Source organism: Sphingomonas sp. QA11, from assembly GCF_028473665.1.
Taxonomy (GTDB): domain Bacteria; phylum Pseudomonadota; class Alphaproteobacteria; order Sphingomonadales; family Sphingomonadaceae; genus Sphingomonas; species Sphingomonas phytovorans.
The window spans coordinates 5,141,387-5,163,249 of the sequence record NZ_CP098774.1 but is presented as its reverse complement, the minus strand read 5'-3'; the positions used below and the strand labels follow the sequence as shown (position 1 = coordinate 5,163,249).

Sequence of the window (21,863 nt, the reverse complement as noted above, 5' to 3'; positions counted from 1 at the left end):
CTCGACATTGTCCAACTTGCGGGAAATCGCGTCGGGCCGGCGGGGGCCTCAGCTGCCCGCCACGGTCTCCCGCAATCCCCCGCCCAGCGCCACATAGAGCGACACTTCGCTCTGCAACTGAGCGCTGCGCAGGGCGAGAAGCTGCTGCTCGGCCGAGAACAGGTTGCGCTCCGCGTCGAGCACTTCGAGATAGATCGACAGGCCATTGTCGTAGCGCATGCGCGCGACCCGGGCGAGGCGGCGCTGGGCGTCGACGGTGCGGACCTGCGCCTCGATCTGTTCCGCATATTGGCGCCGCGCGACCAGCGCGTCGGCGACTTCGCGGAAGGCGCCCTGGGCGGCGCGCTGATAGGCGGCGACCAGTTCGTCGGCCTGCGCCTTGCTGAGGGCGACGCCCGCCGAGGTCTTGCCCCAGGTGAGGATCGGCAGGGTCGCGTTCGCCGCCGTCTGGTACTGGAACGACCCGCTCGACACCAGGCCGCTCAGCGCCGGCGAGACGAAGCCGAGCAAGCCGGTGAGCGAGATCTGCGGCAGGAACGCAGCGCGCGCCGCACCGATATTCGCATTCGCCGCGCGCAGCCGCTGTTCGGCCTGCAGGATGTCAGGCCGGTTGACGAGCAGCGCGGAGGGCAGGCCGGGCTCAAGCGTTGTGTACTGGCCCGGGTCGGACAAGGGCCGCGCTGGCGGCAGCGGATCGGCGATCGGGCCGCCGACCAGGACGGTCAGCAGATTTTCCGACTGCTGCGTGGTGCGGCGCAGTTCGGCGAGCTCGGTCTCGGCCTGGGTGACCAGCAGCGCCGACTGGTCGTAATCGACCGTTGAGGTGACGCCGGCATCCATGCGCTTGCGCGCGATGACCAGCCCTTCGCGGCGGCCGGCGACCGAGCGCTCGGCCAGCGCGATCTGCTCCTCGCCGGCACGGATCTGGAGATAGGTCGCGGCGACCTGACCCACGAGCGACAGGCGGAAAGCGCGCTCGGCCTCCACGGTCGCGAGATATTCGTGGCGCTGCGCGTCGGACAGGTTGCGGACGCGCCCCCAGAAATCGAGCTCGAAGCTGGACACCGACGCGCCGACCGAGAACTGGTTGAGCGTGAAGGCGTCAGGCGTATTGGCGCCGCCGCCGCCCGAGGTGGGGAAGGCAAGCGAATTGAGCGGCGTGCGCGTGCGCGAGGCGCCCGCCTGCAGGCCGAGCTGGGGCAGACGGTCGGCATCCTGGATGCGGTATTGAGCACGCGCCTGGGCGACACGGGCGACCGACTGGGCGAGATCGCGGTTGTTGGCGAGCGCGGCGGCGATCAGCACCTGGAGGCGCGGATCGCCGAAATAGTCGCGCCAGCCGATATCCGTCGCCGCCCGCGCGCCGGCCGCGGCCGGCGCCTCCGGGAAGGTGGCCGAGACCGGCGCGACCGGCTGGCGCCAGGCCGGCGCGAAGTTGCACGAGGCGAGCGTGGTGGCACCGGCCAGAACAGTCAGGACGGGGAACTTACGCATGAGCGGGTGCTCCATGATCGGCCGCGCCATCGGACGTGTCGTCGTCGATCGGCCGACGCTTGTGCGACAGCCATTTGCGCGCGGCATAATAGAAGACGGGGGTGAAGAAGATGCCGAACGCGGTGGCCGCGATCATCCCGCCCATCACGCCCGTGCCGACCGCATGGCGGCTGGCCGCCCCTGCCCCGGCCGCGATGACCAGCGGCACCATGCCGAGGATGAAGGCGAGGCTGGTCATCAGGATCGGGCGAAGACGCTGGCGAACCGCCTCCAGCGTCGCTTCAAGCGGACCGCGGTCGCCGACCTCATCGTCGATCGCGAATTCGACGACCAGGATCGCGTTCTTCGCCGCCAGCCCGATGATCGTGATAAGGCCGATGTTGAAATAGACGTCGGCCGACAGCCCGCGCAGCATGGTGAAGACCACCGCGCCAAGCACCCCGAACGGCACCACCATCAGCACCGAGAAGGGGATCGCCCAGCTGTTGTAGAGCGCCGCCAGCAGCAGGAAGACGACGACCAACGACAGGCCGAGCAGAAGCCCGATCTGGCCACCTGCCTGCTTCTCCTCATAGGCGGTGCCGGTCCATTCATGGCCGAAGCCCGATTTCAGCACGCTGTCGGCGATCCGCTCCATCTCGGCCAGCGCGGCACCCGAGCTCTGGCCCGGTGCCGCCTGGCCCGAAATGGTGACCGACGGATAGCCGTTATAGCGCTGGAGCTGAGTCGCGCCCGCCGTCCACGACACCTTGGTGAAGGCGGAGAAGGGCACCATCGTCCCGGCCTGGTTGCGGACCCTGAGGGCAAGCACGTCCTCGGCGGTCATCCGGCTTGATGCGTCGGACTGGAGATAGACGCGCTGGACCGTGCCCTGGTTCGAGAAGTCGTTGGCATAGGCCGAGCCGAAGCTGATCGCGAGCGTCGCGTTGACGTCGGCGATGGACAGGCCGAGCGCGCGCGCCTGGACCCGGTCGATATCGACATAGAGCTGCGGCGACGGCGCCTGCCCTTCCGGCCTGACGCCGGCAAGCTTCGGGCTCTTCGCCGCCTGGGCGAGGATCTCGCCCATCGCCGCCTGCAAGCCTTGCGGATCGTTGCCGACACGGTCCTCGATCTTCATCGAGAAGCCGGTGGCGTTGCCGAGCGCCTGGATCGCCGGCGGGTTGAGCGCGAAGATCGTCGCGCCGGTGATGCCCGCGGTCGCCCCGAAGGTGCCGCCGATCACCGACTGCACCGAATTCGCGGCGCCCTTGCGATCCTCATAAGGCTTGAGGCTGACGAAGGAGAGCGCCGCCGACTGGCCCTGGCCGAAGAAGTTGAAGCCGATGACCGAGAACATCTGCTCGAACTGCGGCTGCTTGTAGAGATAGGCCTCGGTCGCCTTGACCGCCGCGGTGGTGCGGTCGGACGTGGCGCCGACCGGCGCGTCATAGTTGACGATGAAATAGCCCTGGTCCTCGTCGGGCAGGAACCCGCCGGGAAGGCGCGCGAACAGCAGCAGCGTCACCGCGAAGAGCGCGGCGAACACGGCAAGCCAGCGCAGCGGGCGGGACAGCATCTTGCCCACGCCGCCGACATAGGCGTCGGTCGCCCGGCCGAAACGGTCGTTGAACCAGTTGAAGAAACGCTGTGGATAGCCCCTCCAGCCCTCGCGCGGCTCCCGCCGTTCGCCGGGCGCTTCCTTGTGCGGCTTCAGCAGGGTCGCGCAGAGCGCAGGCGTCAGCGTCAGCGCGAGCAGCGCCGAACAGAAGATCGACACGGCGAGCGTGACCGAGAACTGGCGGTAGATGCCGCCGGTCGACCCGGGGAAGAACGCCATCGGGATGAACACCGCGATCAGCACCAGGGTGATGCCGATAATCGCGCCGCGGATCTGGCCCATCGCCTTGATCGTGGCGCGCGGCGGCGACAGCCCCTCCTCAGCCATGATCCGCTCGACATTCTCGACCACGACGATCGCGTCGTCGACCAGGATGCCGATCGCCACCACCATCGCGAACAGCGACAGCGTATTGATCGAGAAGCCGAACGCCCAGAGGCCGAGGCAGCCGCCCGCCAGCGCGATCGGCACGACGACCGCCGGGATGATGGTCGCGCGCCAGCTCTGCAGGAAGAGGAACATCACGAGAAAGACGAGCAGCATCGCCTCCGCCAGCGTGCGGATCACGTTGGTGATCGAACTCGAGATGAACGGCGTGGTATCGTAGGACAGCGACCATTTGATGTCGGGCGGGAAGTTGCGCTCGAGCTCGGCCATCCGCGCCGACACCGCGTCGCGCGTGGCGATGGCGTTGGCGCCGGTGGCGAGCTGAACCGCGATGCCCGCGACTTCCTTGCCGTTGAGCGTCGATTTGAACTGATAGTTGTCGGCGCCGATCTCGACCCGGGCGACATCGCCGAGCCGCACGGTCGATCCGTCCGGGTTCGCGCGGATGATGATGTCGCGGAACTGCTCCGGCGTCTGGAAACGGTTCTGGGTGATGATCTTGGCGTTGAATTCGGTGCCGCGCGCCACCGGCTGGTCGCCGATGCCGCCGCCCGCGGTCTGGCTGTTCTGCTCCTGCACGGCGGCAAGCGCGTCGGAGGGCGACAGGTTGAAGCCGGCGAGCTTTTCCGGATCGAGCCAGATGCGCATCGCCTTTTCGGACGAGAAGAGCTGGACGTTGCCAACGCCCGGCACGCGCCGCAGTTCGTTCACGATCTTGGTCGAGGCGAAGTCGCCAAGCTCCAGATCGGGGGTCTTGCCCGACTTGGACTGGATGCCGATGACCTCGAGGAAGCCGGCGGAATTGTCAGTGATCTGGATGCCGAGGCGGCGCACGTCCTCGGGCAGGCGCGGCTCGGCGCGGTTCAGCCGGTCCTGCACCTGGGTGCGGGCGACATCCAGGTTGGTGCCCGACTTAAAGGTCACGATGATCTCGCCGGTGCCGTTCGCGCGGCTGGTCGACGACATGTAGAGATATTTCTCGACCGAATTGAGCTCTCGCTCGATCACGGCCGTGACGTTCTTGTCCATCGTGTCGGCGTCGGCGCCGTTATAGGTATAGCTGAGCGTCAGGGAGGGCGGCGCGACCGAGGGATATTGCTCGATCGGCAGGTTGAGCAGCGCCATCGTGCCGAACAGCGCGATGAAGGCGGCGATGACCCAGGCGAAGACCGGGCGATGGACGAAAAAGCTGTCCATGACGATCAGTTCCCCTGCTTCGGCTGAGGCTGCTGGCCGGCGGGCGCTGGATCGCCCTGGATCTGCACCTTCTGCCCCGGCTGGACCTTCTGCCAGCCGTCGGTGATGATTCGCTCGCCTGCCTTGAGCCCCGACTTGATCAGCCAGTTGCTGCCGGTCTGGCCGCCGAGCTGGACCCCGCGCGTGGTGACCGATCCGTCCTTGGCGACGACCGAGACGCTGGCGCCGCGTTCCCCGATCTGCACGGCGCGGGCGGGGAGCAGGATGCCGTTGGGGCTGGTACCCATCGCGATTCGGCCGCGGATGAACTGGCCCGGGAGCAACAGCCGCTCGGCGTTCGGGAAGACCGCGCGGATCACCTGGCTGCCGGTCTGCGGATCGACCACCTGGTCGGCGAAATCGAGCTTCCCGACTGGGCCATATTCGCGGCCATTGGCGAGGAGCAGGCGCACCTCGACCTGGGAGAGGGCCTTGGCGGCGGGCGCGCTGCCGGCCTGGCGCATGTCGAGGATCGCCGCGTTCGACTGAGTGAACACGGCGTAGATCGGCGAGGGCTGCTCGATCGTGGCGAGCAAGGTCGCCTGGCTGGCGCTGACCAGCGCGCCCTCGGTCACCTGAGCGCGTCCGGCGCGGCCGGAAATCGGCGCGCGGACGATCGTGTAGCTGAGCTGGAGGCGCGACCGGGCGAGCGCGGCGCGGGCATCGGCGACATTGGCGGTTTCCTGGCGCAGGGTCGCCTGGGCTTGGTCGAATTCCTGCGCGCTGACGGCGCGTTCGTTGACCAGCGGCGTGTAGCGGCGGACCACCGACGCGGCATTGGCGCGCGCCGCCTCGGCGCGGGCGAGCGCGGCGCGGCCCTGCTCGACCTGCTGCGAGAGATCGCGCGGATCGATCCGAAACATCGGCTGGCCGGCGGTGACGTCGGTGCCTTCCTGATACAGCCGGCGTTCGACGATGCCGTCGGCGCGCGCGCGGACTTCGGCGGTGCGCACTGCCTGGATGCGGCCCGGCAGCTCGACGATGTTGGGCACCTCCTGGGTGCGCACGGTCATCGCGACGACCAGCGGGGGCGGCATCGCCCCCATACCGCCCCCGCCGCCGCCCTGTTGCGGGCCACCCCCGCCACAGGCGGAGAGCGCGAGAAGGATAGAGCCAAAGGCAAAACGGCGGGCGATGGTGTAGGTCACGGGGAAACTCCGGGTTCAGCGGCCGGTGAAAAACAAGTCGGTAACGGGTGCGGTCAGCGACCCGGGCGGGTCAGATCCATCAGCATGTCGTGTACTTCCACGGGCAGAGGCGGTGGATGATCGGGATGCTGAAGCGAGTTAAGCCAGGCACCGTCCGCCGCGAGGCGGACGAGGGCGCAGGCCGGATTGTCGTCAGTCTCGGCATGGATCGCGACTCGGCCCTCGACCCAGCCGGACCAGCCGTCCTGCAGGTCCGGGTCGGCGAGCATCGCCAGGCACAGGGTCCGGGACGAGGTGGTGCCGTCAAGCCGGTGGTCGGCGAAGACACCGTCGAGATAGGCCCGGGTGAAGCGGCCATGCGGTTCCGGATCGGTCGCCATCTGGGCATCGATCGTCGCGTCGGCGAACTCGACCATGGCCCCGAGCACGCCGCGCACCAGATCCTGCTTGGTCGGAAAATGATGGAACAGCCCGCCCTTGGTGACGCCGGCGGCCCTGGCGACGGCATCGACCGTCAGCCGGGGCAACCCGCGTTCGGCAATGAGCTGCGCCGCGGCCGCGATCAGCGCGGCACGGACCTTTTCAGGCTCCTTGCGCCGTTCATAGCCGATGGGTGGAAGCACGCGTTGAACCGATCAGGCCATTGAAACCGACCGTCCGGTATCTTCGGGAAACGGGCGAGTCAATCGTTTGTGTGCAGGTGCAGCAATTTTAGGATGCACAAGCTGACTCGTCCCGTCATCCGCCCGTCTGAAACAGCATCAGGCTTGTCGTGGCGTCTCGATCTACCCGGCACGAGCGGGAGCGGCTGGTCCAGACTTCATGCACGATGCTCCCGGATTCCGATCCATCCCGCTCGAATCGTGACCCCGGACTTGTTCCAGGGTCCACCGTGCCCCTGTACCAACCGGTTGCGGCTCTTGCGGAACAGGGGATGCCGGAACAAGTCCGGCATGACGATCCTGGCCGGCATGCGAGGTCGGCTGGATAAACCTCTAGACGCCGCGGTCGACCAGCCGGGTGTAGAGATGCCAGCTCGCATAGCCGAGCACCGGCAGCACCACCGCGAGGCCCATGAACAGCGGGATCGAGGCAATGGCCAGCAGGACAGCGACGATGAGGCCCCAGATGGCGATCTCCACCGGGTTGCGCCGCGCCGCGCGAAGCGATGTCTGCACCGCGAGGACGAAATCGACCGGCCGGTCGACGAGCAGCGGGAAGGACACCACCGTCGTCACCAGCGTGATCGCGGCGAAGGCGAAGCCGGCCAGATTGCCGAACAGGATCAGTTCCCACCCTTCGCGCGTGGTGAAGAGCAGGCCGAGGAAAGTCGCCGGATCGGCAGGCTGAAGCGTGCCGAGCGTGGCGTGGTAGATCGTCCAGGCCACACCGATCCAGGCGAAGAACAACAGGCCTAGAAAAGTGCCGAGCGCGGCGATCTGGGTCGCCGAGGAACGCCGGAAGGGATCGAGGAAATGCACCCAGCGCGCATCCCGCCCCTCTTCGCGGCGGCGCGCCAGTTCGTAAAAGCCGACCGCGACGAGCGGGCCGAGCAACGACAGGCCGGCGAGCAATGGCAGCATGAGCGGGAACAGCGCACCGCCGAGCGTGACCCCGGCGACGACCAGCATCACCACGGGATACAGCAGGGCAGCCAGCACGAGATCGCCGCGTTTCTCCCGGAAATCGGACCAGCCTTCGCGCAGCGCCCAATAGAGGTCGGCGCGGCCGATCTCCCGGACGACAGGCGGATCAATCGATGCGGCAGGTGTGACGGGGGCAATGGCGACCATGACGTGCCTCTCCAGGCGAGGCAGAGCGGGCCGCCGCCCGTCTCGCGTTCGAGTTACTCCGTGGCCCTCGATGTGGCCACACGGCCCTGACGTCATGATATAAGCCTTTGCCGGGGCGAATACAAAGGGCGCGATCGGGATATCGGCGTCGTCGCGATGGCGGGCGCCGGCCAACGACCACTAGGAAGGTGGGCGCGCCATAGCGGGCGAACAGGCGCACCTTGGCGATCAGCAGATCGCCATCCCCGTCACGCCATCCCGGCGGGCTCAGGTCGACCCGGTGCATCGCCGTTGCGGGCGGTTCGATGCCGGGCAACGACCCGATGAATGCTTCCTGCGCATCGTCCCATCCGTTGAGGATGCAGTCCAGCAGCAACGGCTCGAACGAGCCGAAGCCGAACGTCGCGATCGCCATGCAATGGGCGATCTTGGCGACCATGCGAAAACAGGCGAACGCATCGAGCGACTGCGACGCCGCCCCCGGCAGGCCCATCGCTTCAAGCGCGGCGGAATCGCCGGCGATCATGCGCGCCCAGATCGGCGGGCCACCGGCGGGCGACGGCCCGAAGCGATCGAGCAAGAGCGTGGGCACCGGCTGCACCGGCACGAGCAGGCTGACCGGATAGATATCCACCGGCACATCGACCCGCTTCGTTCCCTTGCCGGTATCGACGAACATCGGCAGCGTCTTCGGCCGCCCTTTCGCCCGGCTGCTCATCCCGAGCCATTCCCTCATGGGCCGATAGCCGCCCCGCAGCACGGCGGTCTCGAACCCGGAGGTGATCTTCTGGCAGGAATCGCAGCTCGCTTCAGGCAGGATCATGTGGCCGTCGAGCGCGAAGGGAATGATATGCTCTTCGGTGAGCCGTCCCCTGCCGCCCGGACGGGCGGTGGTGGCACCGCAATAGATGCAGCGGCCGACCGGCGGGAAACGGACATCGGGCAGGGCGCCGCTCATGCTGCCGGCCGGTCCGGCGACACCGTGAACGACCCGAGCGCCTCCACCTCTTTGTCGCTGGGGCAGCCGTCGCGATCCATCTGTTCCCGCCTCTCTCTGGTGCCGCCATGCCGAATGGCGAGTCCCGGCCCCGCGATAGGCCGGACCATTGTAATAAAGCGTTGCTCCTCCCCCTCGCGGCGTTGACCCGAACCCGCACGCGGATCAAGCGCCCCGCCAATTGCTAATCATTCGCAATATTATTCGGGGGTTCCATGATCGATTCCACGCGCCGGCTCGCGGCCCGGCTTTGCTCGGGCGCGGCGCTGGCCGCGCTCGCCGCCGTCCAGCCGGCATCGGCGCAACCGCCCCAAGCCGCGCCCGCCGGCGAAAGCCAGGCTGATGCCGCCCAGGATGGCGCCGACATCGTCGTCACCGCCGCCGGGTTCGAGCAGAAGATCACCAACGCCCCGGCCAGCATCAGCGTGCTCAGCCGCGAGCAGCTTCAGGAGAAACGCTTCGGCAGCCTGGCCGAGGCGCTGGGCGACGTCGAAGGGGTCGATGTCGGCGCGACCGCTGGCAAGACCGGCGGGCTGACCATCTCGATCCGCGGCATGCCGAGCGACTATACGCTGGTGCTGGTCGATGGCCGCCGCCAGAATGCACCGGGCAGCGTGACGCCGAACGGCTTTGGCGAGACCTCCTCAGGCTTCCTGCCCCCCTTCTCCGCGATCGAGCGGATCGAAGTGGTGCGCGGCCCCATGTCCACCCTGTACGGATCGGACGCGATGGGCGGCGTGGTCAATCTGATCACGCGCAAGGTGGGCAGCCGCTGGGCGGGCACGGTCAGTGCCGAGAGCACGATCCAGGAGCGTCGCGGCTTCGGCGGCGTCCAGTCGATCAACGGCTATGCGCAGGGGCCAGTGGTACGCGACCTGATCGGGCTGACGTTGCGCGGCAGCGTCTATCACCGCGATGCAGCCACCCTCGAATATGAGAATATCAGCGGCCAGCCGGTGGTGGTCAGCACCCGTGGGCCGAGCCCGGTAAAGGCCGACATCTATACCTATGGCGGCCGCCTGTCGCTGACACCGGGGCCGGACCATGATCTGTGGGTTGAGTTCGACCGGTCCCAGCAGACCTATGACAATCGCAAGGGCCAGCTTGGCACCTACAGCGTCGCGGGCGGCTATGGCCCCTATCAGAAGTTCAACCGCGACAATTATGTGCTAGCCCACACCTGGCGGATGGGAACCTCGGCCAGCCTCGAAACCACGCTGACCCGCAACGTCACCGAGACGATCGGCCGCACCGTACCGCCGAACACGCCGGGCGTGGTCGCGGGTACGCCCCGCACGCTGGAGGCGACCAACACCATCGCGGACACGCGCTTTGTGGGCAAGGCGGGCCTCTTCACCTTCACGCTCGGCGGGCAATATTGGGACGCCAAGATGATCGATGCCGTCGCCCCGGCCCCCTACAAGTTCCAGCAATGGGCGCTGTTTGCCGAAAACGAACTGAGGATCATGGAGACGCTGCGCCTCACCCTCGGCGCGCGGTATGACGATCATTCGACCTTTGGCGGCAAGCTGTCGCCGCGCGGCTATCTGGTGTGGAACGCAACGCCGTCGCTGACCTTGAAGGGCGGCGTCAGCCGCGGCTTCAAGACACCCCGGCTCGACCAGATCGCTGAAGGCATCACCGGTTTCGGTGGCCAGGGCACGATCCCGCTGCTCGGCAGCCCGGGCCTGAAGCCGGAGACCAGCACCACCTATGAGGCGGGGGTCTATTTCGACAATGGCGGCTTCTTCAGCGGCAACGTCACGGTCTTCAACAACGAGTTCAAGGACAAGATCGCCAGCGGCCCCGGCATCCCCAATTGCCGCTTCGCGGGCAACCCCAATCGACCCGGCTGCCTGGACGTGGGCGCCTTCCCCAATGTCGAGCTGTTCGGCCAGTCGATCAACATCGACGAGGCGGTGACCCGCGGCGGCGAGGTCGCGATGCGGTTCGCGTTCACCGATGCGCTCTCGCTGGGGCTCAACTACACCTATACGGAGAGCGAGCAGAAGAGCGGCAGCGAACGGGGCCAGCCGCTCGTCAACACGCCCCGGCACATGGTCAACGGCAATCTGCGCTGGAAACCGAGCGACAAGGTGAGCACCTGGCTGCGCGCCGATATCCGCTCGGACCGATATCGTGGTGCCGGCGTCGTCCAGGATGCCCTTGGCAACTATAAGGGCTATGCGCTGTTCCACCTCGGCGGATCGCTCCAGGTGAGCAGGCAATTCCGGCTTAGCGCGAGCATCTACAATCTGCTCGACACCGATTTTGTCCGGTATTTGCCATATCGGAGCGGCGCGAACACGGTCTATGCAGCCGAATATGCCAACCTTCAGGAGGGTCGGCGGCTCTGGCTATCGGCGACGGTCGACTTCTGAAGATCGGCGCCGGGCGCGCGCCTGTGGAAACAACGCCAGTCGGGCCATGCCATGGCCCGGCTTCGCCACTGGACAGGAATCGCGCAGCCGATCATTGCCGCGCCCATGTGGCTACAGAACGGTTTCGACGACGAAATTCCAGCACGCCGGACCCTGGCGGCCTATCTCGATCTGCTGCTGCCGGGGGAGATGGGTCAGCTCATCCCACCTTCAGCGCGTGCCCGGATCGCGGCGGCGGCACGCACCATGCCCGGCATTCCCAGGATCGCGGTTGAGTGCCGGCTGGCGGCGGCGAATGACCAGGTCGATATCCAGCAATGTTTCCGGCACGAGGACGACGGAGTCCTTGTATTGGCGGAGCATGCGCGGGCGCTCGCCCTGGCCCATCCGGACGCGGCATGGGCCAGGGGACTGAAGGCGTTCGCGGAGGCGGTGGCGCATGCGGATTCGGCGCTGTCGCCCGGCATCACGGAGATATTCCTTGAGTTCGACCTGCCGGTGGCCGCTGCTCCCCCCAGCGCGCCGTCGGTGTTCTTCTCACTGCCCGAGGATCAGGCCGTGGCGCGCGCCATCACCATCGAGGCGGCAACGCTGCTGCGCGGCGAACCCCTGCCCGATGGCATGGCGGTATCCATAGCACGCTGCTTTTCGGCATGCCCCGATGAAGCCCGCGTCTCGCATATCGGCATGATGCTGAGCCGGCAGGTCGATGCGGTTCGGGTCAACATCAAAGGCATGCGGCCGGCCGACCTGCCACGCTTCCTGGCGGATTGCGCATGGCCCGGCGATCCGGACGGCGCGGTGCGGCTGCTGGACGACGGGGTGCTCCGGTCCGATCGCGTGACCCTGGCGCTGGATATCGGCCATGCGCCGTTCCCACGGATCGGCATCGAATGCCTCTTCGACGATCAGCCCGGCGAGGACCAGCGCTGGGGCATCTTCCTGCGCGACCTTGCCGATCAGGGACTGTGCGCCCCCGACAAGATCGCCCCCTTCCTGGCAGTGCCCGGCGAGACCGTCCCGCCAAGGGCCGGGCAGGACTGGCCGACCCCGTTCCTGCGCGCCGCCCTGCTGCAGGGAGAAACCGACTTTTCCGCCTTTGCCCGTCGTGTCGCCCATATCAAGGTGACCGAAACACTGGGCATGCACCGCGAAGCCAAGGCCTATTTCGGCGCGGGGCATTTGTGGCTGACGCCGGGCCGGACGGGGCAACGCGGGCAACCGACCTTTGCCAGGCCCGCCGCCGCCCGGCCGGCGGACCCGGTACAGGCGACCGGCAACGGCCTGGACCGCGCGATCGAGGCGGCAGTCACCCTGTTGTGCGCCCGGCAGCAGCAATCCGATTTCTGGCGCGATTTCAGGATCGGGGACGGCATCGCGGACGAATGGGTCACCGCCTTTGTCGCGACACACCTGATGCTTGCCGGGGGAGCCCCGGCGCGGCGCGGCGCCGACCGGGCGTGGCGGCGGCTGGAACGATGCCAGCGGCCCGATGGTGGTTGGGGGTATAGTCGCGACTATCCGCCCGATGCGGACAGCACCGCCTGGACGCTCCGCCTGGCCACGGCGCTAGGCCATGAGACGGAAGAGACGGCGCATCGGGGCCGCGCTTTCCTTGCCCGACATGCGATGCCCGAGGGTGGTGTGACCACCTATGCCGAGCAGGCGGCGCTGGCCGCGCGGATCGGCCTGCCCGCCAATGCCTCCTTCGCTGGATGGCGCCAGCCGCATCAATGCGTGACCGCGGCAGCCGCGCCATTCCTCCCCGGCACGGCACTGTCCTATCTGCGCACGACCCAGCAGGACGGCCAATGGCATGGCTATTGGTGGGCGCACGACGCCTATGCCACCGCGCTGGCGGTCGAGGGACTGGCCGGATCGCCGATTGCCGGCGACGGGCCCCGCATCGCCGCGGCGGCCGAACGCGCGCGTGCTTGGCTGCGGGCCTTGGGCAGCGAGGGCGGCCCCACGGCATTCGATGCCGCCTTCTGCCTTCGCATCCTGCTGGCGGACCCGGGGCCGCATGACGACGTCATCGGCCCGGCCATCGCCCGGCTTCTGGAGCATCAGGACGATGACGGCAGTTGGCGGGAGGGCGCCCGGCTTCGGGTGCCGATGCCCGGATCGACGGATGCGACACTTGACGCGGGGCGGGTGACGATCGACCAGCGCCGGTCCTTCACGACCGCGGCGGTGGCCGGCGCGCTCGGCATGATCCGCCGCCACGGGAGCGGCCTGTGAGCCTTCCCGACGCGCTCAAATTCATCCGCGCGGCCCGCACCGATGCTGACCTGCGTGCTCGGATCGCGGCGCTGCCCGCCGATGCGGATGCGGACGCCCTTTGCACCTGCACCGCCGATTTCGCCTTTTCCGGGGACGAGCTTGCCGAGGCGTTCCGCATCGACTGGACCGCGCGGTGGGCCCATTATTCGCGACGCGGTTGATACAGCGGGCCTTCGTTTCTAGGAGGCGCCGATACCGCCCCGCGCCAGCGCCCTTCCCCTCTCTGCCGGATGACCCCCCGATGACCGCCTCCCTGTTGCTCGAACCGGCCGACGACGCGATCTGCACCCAGGTCGAGGATGAGATCGTCTTCCTGACAATGAACTCGGAAACACCGGTCTATTTCGGGCTGCGCGGGTCGGGCGTCCGGATCTGGCAGCTGATCGATGAGCGCAAATACAGCGCCGACGATATCGTCGAGATCATGACGCAGGAATTCGACGTCGATATCGCAACGGCCCGCACCGATGTCGCACGGGTCGTTGCCGATCTCGAGACGCACGGCGTGCTCCGCCGGCGCTGATCCAATGTCGGCCTTCGCCGTCTGTCTCGACCTGGAGGCGCCACAGGCCGACCGGGATATCACCGCGCGGCTGACCCACGCCCTAGCCGCGTTCGGGGCCGCGTTCGGGGCCAAGGTCGAGACCGCCGGCGCGGGCCGCTTCGCCTGCGTGCTGGCAACCTCGCCGGTGGGCCGCAAGCCGAGCCATGCGCAGTCGGATCGCGGCGTCTTCGTCGTCGCGTTGTCGCGCTTCGATGCGCGCACGGCGCTGGCCGCAACGCTGTCGGCGCCGGCCGGCACCAACGACGCCGGCCTGCTGCTGCTCGCGCATGAGACATGGGGCGACGATCTGCTCCACCACATCTCGGGCGATTTCGCCTTTGTGTTGTGGGACGCCCCGCGCCAGACCCTGATCGCGGCGACCGATCAATTCGGCACACGACCGCTTTTCCATGCCCGGGCCGGCAACAGGCTGCTGATCAGCGATTCGATTCCCGTATTGCGCGACAGCGGACCGATCGACCTTGCGCTGGATGAGGATTTCATCGGCGACATGCTGTGCCTGGGCTTCGCCACCGATCCCGGGATTACCGTCTATACCGCCATCCGCCGCATACCGGCCGGGCATAGCCTGACCGTGACCAACGGCGCGTTGCGGGTCGATGCCTATTACCGGATCGCACCGCATGCGCCGTTGCTGCTGTACCGGAACCCGCAGGACTATGCCGACCAGTTCCGCGACCTGTTCTTCGACGCGGTCGGCGACCGGATTCCGGAAAAGGGGCCGATCGCCATCCTCCTGAGCGGCGGCATGGATTCGACCGCGGTTGCGGCCGGAATCCGCCATCGACTTGGCGCCACCGAAACCGCCGGGCGCGTAACCGGCTATACCGTCGTGATGAACAGCTTCGAGGAGCAGGAAGGCCATTATGCGGCGCTGGCGGCGAAGCATCTCGGCATTCCACTGACGCTTACCGTGGCGGAGGACTATATCCGCCAATCCAAGGCCGGCGATGCACGCTGGCGACCGGCCCAGCCCGGGATCATTCCGCAGCTATCGCCACAATTCGCCGCGGCGATGGCGATCGCCCCCTATGGCGGCGCGCTGTTCTCCGGCCTGGCCGGCGACGCATTGCTGGTGGACCAGGTGGAGGATGTGACCCGGATCGTGCGCGCGGAAGGCTGGCGATCGCCGCTGGCCACGGCGCGGTATGTCGCGCGGCTCGGGTTGCCGGGAACCGGCCTGCGCGACGTGGTGCGCGCGCACCATCACCGTCGCCGGATCGATGCGCTCAAACCGCCTCCGTGGATCGCTGCTGATTTCGCGCGCCGCATCCGGCTGCAGGAGCGGCTGAGTGACTATTTCGCAGCGAGCCACGCCGCCGGCCTGGCGAGCCTGAACGGCGTGTTCTGGTCGAACCTGGTGTCGCTTGGCGCATCCGGGCAAACCGGCCTGCCGATCGAATCATGCAATCCGTTCCTCGACGTCAGGCTCGCGGATTTCGCCGCGCGCCTGCCGGCGGCGCAACTGCGCCACAAGCAGGTCTTGCGCAACGCGATGGCACCGCTACTCCCGCAAGAAGTGGTGCGCCGCCCGAAGACACCGCTCGGCTATGCCAGCCTCGCCAACCAGCGGGAGGCCGTGGTGCAGGCCAGACAGGAGGCCGGGATCGCAGCCGCCCCGGGAATCGGTGCCTATATCGATCTCCCCACGCTCCGCCGTTGCATCGCTGCGCCGGAAATCGAAACCACCTTCTCCCTAAGCTGGGCCGAAGGTCTCGCCTATTGGCTCGCCGCCGCCTGATAGTGCGACACCGGCGTCGCAGCCGCCAATGACGCCCCGCTGATCGAACTAGCCCGGCAAAAACAATGCCATGGCGCCAGATTATGGCTTCTCGACCGGAGCCGCCATCGCTATGGCTCCACCCCATATCCACCCAAGGGGGCTTCGCATGGAAGACATGGTTTCGAACGAAAAACGTCGCTACGAAACACCCGAGATCGTCCTGTATGGCGACGCGGCAGAAATCACCGAGACGCGGAATCCGTACACGGGTGCGATCAATGACGGCGGCGGGATGAGCGTCTATACGTCCTGACCCCCGACATTCACGATAAACCGGGCCGGCGTCAGGCCGGCCTGGTTCCGTGGACGAGGACATAGGCTGTGACCGGCAAGGCAGCCATGCCGTCCGCCACCGCCATCGACCGCCCAAACGCATCGGCGGAGATGCCGCCGGCCCGCAGATCGCGCAGGGCCTTGATCCGCAGATAGGCGATAAAGCCCCGCCAGCATTGCGACGTCACGTCGCGGCAGGCGATGTCGGTGAAGCCGGCCTCTTCCCACAGCGCCCGATAGGCCTTCAGCGAGTCATAAGCTTCCTGCCGCGCGAAAAATCCGCCCGGGCCCGGCGGCTGTTCGCGAAACAGCAGATCGGCCACCGCAATCTCCCCACCGGGCTTGAGGACCCGCCGGGCTTCGGCGAGGAACTCACGCCGCCCCTGAAAATGAAGCGCGGCCTCGACGCTGACCACGGCATCGAAGGTCGCATCGCCGAAGGACAGGTGCTCCGCCGGCATCAGGTGGAAATGGCTTCCGGGCGCATGCCGCCGGGCCACCTCCAGCTGCGATGCCGAGATGTTGATCGCATGGATGTTTCCCGCAGGATAATAGCGCCCGAGATGATGCGTGCCGCCACCCAGGCCGCATCCAACATCGAGCACCATTCCCTGACGGCGGCGCAGCAACCCGATGACCTGTTCGACCAGCGCTTCGCTTGCCTCGCTCTGGTTCGCGGTACCGGGCTCGAAATAGCCCATATTGGTGTAGAAACCGTCGGTCCCCACGCCGCCCGCAGCACGGAAGAGATCCCGATACAGCGCATCGAGCGCTTGATGATGTTCGGAAAGATCGGCGTCCGGGATCATCCGGTCAGCACGGCTTGATCGCGTGGACCAGCAGATACCAGGATACCGGCAGTTGTTCGAGCTGCGAGGCCACGCCAAGCCGTTGCTGGAAGCCCCTGGCATCGATCGTGTTGGCAAGGCGATCGTGCAGCGCCTGGTTGCGGATGCTCCGGTAATAGCCCTTCCAGCAGGCGTCGGTCACATCGTGGCACCGCACATCGACGAACCCGGCCTCCTCCCACAGCGCACGATACGCATCCTGGGCGGGATGGAGTTCCTGCTGTTCCAGCATTCCATCGAAACCGACGGGCTGCCCATGAAACAGCAAATCCGCCACCGCGAGTTCGCCGCCGGGCTTGAGCACGCGAAACGCCTCGGCCAGGAATTCGCGCCGCCCCCGGAAATGGGGTGCGGCCTCGACGCTGATCACCGCGTCGAACGTCGCATCGCCAAAGGTCATGCACTCGGCGGGCATGCGGTGAAAGCTGACGCCGGGCGCATTGTGGCGGCACCGTTCGAGCTGATAATCCGAGATGTTGATGCCATGGACGTTGCCGGCACCAAAGCGTTCGCCCAGCCGCCGCGTTGGCCCGCCAAGCCCGCAGCCAACGTCAAGCGCCTGCCCCTCCGCCACATCGAGCAACGCGATCACCCTGTCCGCCAGGTTCCGGCTGGCGTCGGCCTGGCCGCTCACGCCAGCCTCGAACAGGCCGAAATTGGTGAAGCCCTCCCAGCCTTCATGCTGGTAGATCTTCGACCGGAACATGCGTTCATATTCGGTGCCGAGCTCACGCTGATACTCGGTCAGCGGTGCCGGCATATCGGTGTCGTTCGTCATGCCGGCACCAGCGGAAGATCGGCGGCGGCGACGATCGCCCGTGCGATATCCCCCGGCATGGTCAGGCGATAGACACCCACGTCGCGCAGGACAGCACCAGCCGCGGCAACCTCGGACCGGGTCGGCGCGGCCCGGGGATCGGCGGGATCCTCGCTCATATTGTCGAGCAGAGCACGAAGCTGATCGACCGGCGACAGGCGCGCGACAGCGGCGCTGATCGCCCCGTGCGTGCGCTGGCCGAGGATATAGATGGCATCGAGCCGGGCCTCGCCCTCCAATGCTTCGTCGTCATGGACCGCATATTTGTTGATCTCGCTATCCCCGGGCGCTTCGGGATGCCGCCAGCGCCGATCGACACTGGCTGAATCATAGCCAAGCTGTGCGATCGCATCCTCGCGCAGCTTCAACTGGCGGAATCCGACCGGCACGCTCCACCCGCCATCGGATCGACGCAGCCGTGACAGATCGTCGGTCAGCAACGACCAGCCATGGCGAAGCAGCGCACCCGCCAGCGTGGACTTGCCCGCCCCCTTGTCGCCGACCAGCATGATGCAGCGGCCGTCCCGGCTCAGCGTGGCGCCATGGAGCGAGACAAGCCCGCGGCGATGGAGGATGCTGCGCATCACCGGTTCCGCGAACAGGCTGAACACATCGCCTTCGATCGCGATCGGCAGGCTGCGCGAGATGACAATCGTGCCATCGGGCGACACGTCGAATTCGCTGCCGGTGCGCCGGGCATCACCGAAGACATGATGGGTCCATCGTCCGTCGGCGCGATCGCTCGTCGTCACGTTCGGCGCTCCGGGCGGTTGCAGTTCGCTAACGGTCAGCCGTCGCCAGAGCAGGTCATACGCGCCCGATGCGGGGGCGTCCGGCCCGTCAACGACCGCGATACGCAAACCATAAAGATCGAGCATGTCGGTGCCGTTCAATCCCTGGTCAGCGCCGCGAGCCGGGCCAGTCCCTCGACGGACAGATGCGACACCGCATCCAGAAAGGTCTCAGCGCCGATCCGCAATTCGATCCGCGCCAGATGCCGCCCGACGCAGCGGTGCATCCCCCCGCCGAATGCCATCGCGTCAGCGTCCCGACGATCGGGATCGAAGTCGCGCGGGCTGGCGAAACGATCAGGATCGCGGTTGATCGCGTCATAATCGAGCCCGAAGCGCGCGCCTGCCGGGATGGTTTCTCCATCAAGCCGCACCTCGCGCGTCGAAACGCGACCCTGGGGGTAGCGCGCCGAGCGCAGCCGGGCCGCCTCGTCGATCACGGTCTCGATCGATGTCTCGCCACCGACGATCGCCTGCCGCAATGCCGGATCGGTGAGCTGCCCGAGCAGGAAAGCGAGCGTCACCGGGGTCGCGTGCATCGATCCGAACAGCAGGTCGGACAACAGGGTCACCGCCTCATCCCCGGTCAGCGCCCCATCGGCCAACCCGGCCTGCGCGGTCTGGAGGATGACGGCACCCTGTGCCGGCGGCTCCCGCAACAGGCGTTCGAAGAACTGCCCGACCGACGCCTGCGCCATCGCCGCATCGATCATCGTGGCGCCATGGCCGAAAAAGCCGCCGAACATCGTGCCGCAGCGAAGCACGAAGGTCCGCCGTGATTCCGGTACGCCCAACAGGTCCATGAAGGTGTCGCCGACCAGGGGCATGACAAACGCTGCCTCCAGATCCCCCGCCTGGGACGCGATGGCCGCCTCGATCAGCCGCCGGGCGCGAGCGCGGATCGCGGTATCCAATCCGGCCAGCGCTCCGGGCTTCAGCGCGCTCGCCGCGACCGGACGGATTCGCATATGGGATTCGTGCCATAGCGCCTGGAGATGTGTCCCGCGCTGAAGCAGCATGCCGATCGCCCCCGAATCCGGACGGGGCGCGGAGGCCGTGACCGGCGTCAGGTGAAAGCTCTGATCGGCCACCATGGCCCGGGCGCCGTCGAACGAGGTAAGCAGCCAGCGATTGGCTTCCGCATTGAACCGAAGCCGGCCGGCGCCATGCGCGGCGGCAAGGGCCAGGTCGGTTGCCGACTGTTTTCCTGTCTGGCCGGTCATGCACACTCTCGTTTCCCGCGCCCCGCGCGCTATGGCATCGCGACGCTTCGCGCAAACAAGAAAGGCCGAAAGATGCGTGACATAGCGCATGCCGGGCCTCACGGCCCCGGCCGCTAGACGAACAGCCCCGTGATCCACCAGGTCAGCGCCGCGACCAGCGCCGCCGCCGGGAGCGTCACGAACCAGGCGATGACGATGTTGCTCGCGACGTTCCAGCGGACGGCGGAAAAACGCCGCGCCGCACCCACCCCGACGATCGCGCCAGTGATGGTGTGGGTGGAGGAGACGGGCACGCCACCGAAGGTCGCCATGAACAGGGTGATCGCGCCGCCCGTCTCCGCGCAGAAACCCTGGGCCGGGGTCAGCCGGGTGATCTTCGAGCCCATGGTGTGAACGATCTTCCACCCGCCCGACATGGTGCCGAGCGCCATCGCGGCCTGGCAGGAGAGCACCACCCAGAAGGGCACATGGAAGTCGCCGTGATAGACGCCCTGCGAAAAGAGCAGGACGGTGATGATGCCCATCGTCTTCTGCGCGTCATTGCCGCCATGCCCCAGCGAATAGGCGGCGGCGGAGAGGAGCTGGAGTTTGCGGAAACGCTTGTCGACACCCATCGGCGTGAGCTTCAGGCTGGTCCAGGCGACGAGCAGCACCAGCACCAGCGCGAGCGCCAGCCCGACCGCGGGCGAGGCGAAGATGCCGACCACCGTCTTGAGCACGCCGGCCCACACCACGACGCTGAGCCCCGCCTTGGCGATGCCGGCGCCGAGAAGGCCACCGATCAGCGCATGGCTGCTGCTCGACGGGATGCCGAGCATCCAGGTGATGACGTTCCACACGATCGCGCCGATGAGCGCGGCGAAGATGACCTGGGGATCGACGATCTGGGTCGAGATGATGCCGGTGCCGACCGTCTGCGCGACATGCTGGCCGAACACGGCGAAGGCGATGAAGTTGAAGAAGGCGGCCCAGAGCACCGCGTGATGCGGTTTCAGCACGCGGGTCGAAACGACGGTGGCGATCGAGTTGGCGGCGTCGTGCAGGCCGTTCAGGAAATCGAACAGCAGCGCGACGCCGATCAGGCCGATCAGCAGGGGAAGGGAAAGCGTCACCAGCGGCTCAGGCGTGGTCGATCACGAGACCCTGGATCTCGTTCGCGACATCCTCGAACCGGTCGACGATCTTTTCCAGATGGCTGTAGATTTCCCGCCCGACGATGAAATCCATCGGCGCGGTGGCGCCATGCGCCTTGAACAGCGCCTTCAGCCCGGCATCATGGATGTCGTCGGCATGGCCCTCGATCTGGATCAGCCGCGAAGTCAATTCGTGCAGGCGCGCCGAATTGGTGTTGAGTGACCGGAGCAGCGGGATCGCCTCCGCCGTTACACGCGCGGCCTCGACCACGATGCCCGCCATGTCGCGCATCTGCGGCTCGAAGGTCGTGACCTCGTACAGCTCGATCGACTTGGCGGTACCGTTCATCTGGTCGATCGCGTCGTCCATCACGCCGATCAGGCTGGTGATCGCACTTCGATCGAACGGCGTGACGAACACGCGGCGCACATCCTGAAGCACCTCTCGGGTGATATCGTCAGCGTCATGCTCCCGATTGACGATCGTCGCGATATTATCGGCGATCGGCCCTTCATTGTGGAGCAGCTTGGCAAGCGCGTCCGCGCCGGCGACGAGCGTCGCGGCATGCGCCTCGAACTGGTCGAAGAACCGACCCTGGGTCGGCATCAGGGCCTGGAACCAAGCGACCATGGGAATTCTCTTTCTTGCCTGGGTCCGGAACGCGGGAAGGACGCGCTGCGCCAGTCTAGCCGGAATCACCGGTTCGCGGAAAGACGCAATCAACGTCCTGAGCTCGGGCTCGTCGACTGCCGCCGCTGCTGAGGGCAGATCGAACCAGCGCGTGTCGCGCTGATGCCGCTCCGGCCAGTCGCCGACCTGCTCGACCACCGCGATCGGGAACACCGTCACGACCAGTTGACGGCTGCGCCCGGCGCGGCGGCGTTTCAGATAGGAGAAGCTGCCGATCGGCGAGGGACAGGCGATGCCGCGCACGCCGGCCTCCTCGAACGCCTCCTCAGCGGCAGCCTCGTGCGGGGCCAGCCCTTTGATCGGATTGCCCTTGGGAATCACCCAGCGCCCCGTATCCCGCGAGGTGATCAGCATCACGCACGCGCTGCCATCGGGCTCGATTCGGTATGGAAGGGCGGCAATCTGGTCGATGGTCTTTTC

18 protein-coding genes are annotated in these 21,863 nt (G+C 67.1%); 6 read left to right on the top strand and 12 right to left on the bottom strand.

The genetic code is table 11. From position 1 onward, the window contains the following. Positions 1 to 48: 48 nt before the first annotated feature. The 6 genes from NDN01_RS23910 to NDN01_RS23885 all read right to left on the bottom strand — a co-directional run bounded on the left by NDN01_RS23910 (position 49) and on the right by NDN01_RS23885 (position 8,616). Positions 49 to 1,494, bottom strand: coding sequence for an efflux transporter outer membrane subunit (locus NDN01_RS23910; protein WP_272624712.1), 1,446 nt, complete (start codon positions 1,492 to 1,494; stop codon positions 49 to 51). Further along, a complete protein-coding gene (locus NDN01_RS23905; RefSeq protein ID WP_272624711.1) occupies positions 1,487 to 4,678 on the bottom strand; it encodes a multidrug efflux RND transporter permease subunit in 3,192 nt (1,063 codons plus the stop codon). Before NDN01_RS23905 ends, NDN01_RS23910 begins: the two co-directional genes overlap by 8 nt. Before the next feature lie 5 nt (positions 4,679 to 4,683). Continuing rightward, a complete protein-coding gene (locus NDN01_RS23900; RefSeq protein ID WP_272624710.1) occupies positions 4,684 to 5,865 on the bottom strand; it encodes an efflux RND transporter periplasmic adaptor subunit in 1,182 nt (393 codons plus the stop codon). 53 nt (positions 5,866 to 5,918) lie between these two features. Further along, positions 5,919 to 6,488, bottom strand: a complete 570-nt coding sequence (locus NDN01_RS23895; protein WP_272624708.1) for a TetR/AcrR family transcriptional regulator — start codon at positions 6,486 to 6,488, stop codon at positions 5,919 to 5,921. A 372-nt stretch (positions 6,489 to 6,860) separates the two neighbouring features. Further along, the gene (locus NDN01_RS23890) at positions 6,861 to 7,658 is read right to left on the bottom strand and encodes a DUF2189 domain-containing protein (protein WP_272624706.1); all 798 of its coding nucleotides are present in this window, start codon (positions 7,656 to 7,658) and stop codon (positions 6,861 to 6,863) included. Then, complete coding sequence (locus tag NDN01_RS23885; RefSeq protein ID WP_272624704.1) at positions 7,618 to 8,616, bottom strand: hypothetical protein; 999 nt, start codon at positions 8,614 to 8,616, stop codon at positions 7,618 to 7,620. Before NDN01_RS23885 ends, NDN01_RS23890 begins: the two co-directional genes overlap by 41 nt. A gap of 254 nt (positions 8,617 to 8,870) precedes the next feature. Here NDN01_RS23885 and NDN01_RS23880 point away from each other — a divergent pair, with 254 nt between their 5' ends. The 6 genes from NDN01_RS23880 (at position 8,871) to NDN01_RS23855 (ending at position 15,920) form a co-directional block, all read left to right on the top strand. Further along, positions 8,871 to 11,036 carry a TonB-dependent receptor domain-containing protein gene (locus NDN01_RS23880; RefSeq protein WP_272624702.1) on the top strand — a complete coding sequence of 722 codons (2,166 nt, stop codon included), beginning with the start codon at positions 8,871 to 8,873 and terminating at the stop codon, positions 11,034 to 11,036. A 51-nt stretch (positions 11,037 to 11,087) separates the two neighbouring features. After that, positions 11,088 to 13,277 carry a prenyltransferase/squalene oxidase repeat-containing protein gene (locus tag NDN01_RS23875; protein ID WP_272624700.1) on the top strand — a complete coding sequence of 730 codons (2,190 nt, stop codon included), beginning with the start codon at positions 11,088 to 11,090 and terminating at the stop codon, positions 13,275 to 13,277. Continuing rightward, positions 13,274 to 13,480 carry a hypothetical protein gene (locus NDN01_RS23870; RefSeq protein ID WP_272624698.1) on the top strand — a complete coding sequence of 69 codons (207 nt, stop codon included), beginning with the start codon at positions 13,274 to 13,276 and terminating at the stop codon, positions 13,478 to 13,480. The genes NDN01_RS23875 and NDN01_RS23870 overlap by 4 nt, the downstream gene beginning before the upstream one ends. 80 nt (positions 13,481 to 13,560) lie before the next feature. Continuing rightward, the gene (locus NDN01_RS23865) at positions 13,561 to 13,842 is read left to right on the top strand and encodes a PqqD family protein (protein ID WP_272624696.1); all 282 of its coding nucleotides are present in this window, start codon (positions 13,561 to 13,563) and stop codon (positions 13,840 to 13,842) included. A 4-nt stretch (positions 13,843 to 13,846) separates the two neighbouring features. Next, positions 13,847 to 15,625 (top strand): asparagine synthase-related protein, encoded by a 1,779-nt coding sequence (locus NDN01_RS23860; protein WP_272624694.1) that lies wholly within the window; start codon positions 13,847 to 13,849, stop codon positions 15,623 to 15,625. Between the two features lie 148 nt (positions 15,626 to 15,773). After that, complete coding sequence (locus NDN01_RS23855) at positions 15,774 to 15,920, top strand: hypothetical protein (RefSeq protein WP_272624692.1); 147 nt, start codon at positions 15,774 to 15,776, stop codon at positions 15,918 to 15,920. A gap of 31 nt (positions 15,921 to 15,951) precedes the next feature. On the opposite strand, the gene NDN01_RS23850 is transcribed toward NDN01_RS23855, so the two are convergent. The 6 genes from NDN01_RS23850 to NDN01_RS23825 form a co-directional block, all read right to left on the bottom strand. Further along, a complete protein-coding gene (locus NDN01_RS23850; protein WP_272624690.1) occupies positions 15,952 to 16,749 on the bottom strand; it encodes a class I SAM-dependent methyltransferase in 798 nt (265 codons plus the stop codon). A gap of 4 nt (positions 16,750 to 16,753) precedes the next feature. Continuing rightward, the gene (locus tag NDN01_RS23845; protein WP_272624688.1) at positions 16,754 to 17,566 is read right to left on the bottom strand and encodes a class I SAM-dependent methyltransferase; all 813 of its coding nucleotides are present in this window, start codon (positions 17,564 to 17,566) and stop codon (positions 16,754 to 16,756) included. Then, the gene (locus NDN01_RS23840) at positions 17,563 to 18,498 is read right to left on the bottom strand and encodes a hypothetical protein (protein WP_272624686.1); all 936 of its coding nucleotides are present in this window, start codon (positions 18,496 to 18,498) and stop codon (positions 17,563 to 17,565) included. Before NDN01_RS23840 ends, NDN01_RS23845 begins: the two co-directional genes overlap by 4 nt. Then, positions 18,495 to 19,619: a cytochrome P450 gene (locus tag NDN01_RS23835; protein WP_272624685.1), complete on the bottom strand. Its 1,125-nt coding sequence runs from the start codon at positions 19,617 to 19,619 to the stop codon at positions 18,495 to 18,497. Before NDN01_RS23835 ends, NDN01_RS23840 begins: the two co-directional genes overlap by 4 nt. A gap of 113 nt (positions 19,620 to 19,732) precedes the next feature. Beyond that, entirely contained in the window at positions 19,733 to 20,734 is a 1,002-nt protein-coding gene (locus NDN01_RS23830) for an inorganic phosphate transporter (protein WP_272628401.1), read from the bottom strand. 4 nt (positions 20,735 to 20,738) lie between these two features. Next, on the bottom strand, positions 20,739 to 21,854 hold the full coding sequence (locus NDN01_RS23825) for a DUF47 family protein (protein WP_272628399.1): 1,116 nt from the start codon (positions 21,852 to 21,854) through the stop codon (positions 20,739 to 20,741). Positions 21,855 to 21,863 lie beyond the last annotated feature (9 nt).

Coding starts and splice junctions, on each gene's coding strand:
- NDN01_RS23910 (WP_272624712.1), bottom strand. CDS start 1,494: ATGCGTAAGTTCCCCGTCCTGACTGTTCTGGCCGGTGCCACCACGCTC.
- NDN01_RS23905 (WP_272624711.1), bottom strand. CDS start 4,678: ATGGACAGCTTTTTCGTCCATCGCCCGGTCTTCGCCTGGGTCATCGCC.
- NDN01_RS23890 (WP_272624706.1), bottom strand. CDS start 7,658: ATGGTCGCCATTGCCCCCGTCACACCTGCCGCATCGATTGATCCGCCT.
- NDN01_RS23885 (WP_272624704.1), bottom strand. CDS start 8,616: ATGAGCGGCGCCCTGCCCGATGTCCGTTTCCCGCCGGTCGGCCGCTGC.
- NDN01_RS23880 (WP_272624702.1), top strand. CDS start 8,871: ATGATCGATTCCACGCGCCGGCTCGCGGCCCGGCTTTGCTCGGGCGCG.
- NDN01_RS23875 (WP_272624700.1), top strand. CDS start 11,088: ATGGCCCGGCTTCGCCACTGGACAGGAATCGCGCAGCCGATCATTGCC.
- NDN01_RS23865 (WP_272624696.1), top strand. CDS start 13,561: ATGACCGCCTCCCTGTTGCTCGAACCGGCCGACGACGCGATCTGCACC.
- NDN01_RS23860 (WP_272624694.1), top strand. CDS start 13,847: ATGTCGGCCTTCGCCGTCTGTCTCGACCTGGAGGCGCCACAGGCCGAC.
- NDN01_RS23855 (WP_272624692.1), top strand. CDS start 15,774: ATGGAAGACATGGTTTCGAACGAAAAACGTCGCTACGAAACACCCGAG.
- NDN01_RS23850 (WP_272624690.1), bottom strand. CDS start 16,749: ATGATCCCGGACGCCGATCTTTCCGAACATCATCAAGCGCTCGATGCG.
- NDN01_RS23845 (WP_272624688.1), bottom strand. CDS start 17,566: ATGACGAACGACACCGATATGCCGGCACCGCTGACCGAGTATCAGCGT.
- NDN01_RS23835 (WP_272624685.1), bottom strand. CDS start 19,619: ATGACCGGCCAGACAGGAAAACAGTCGGCAACCGACCTGGCCCTTGCC.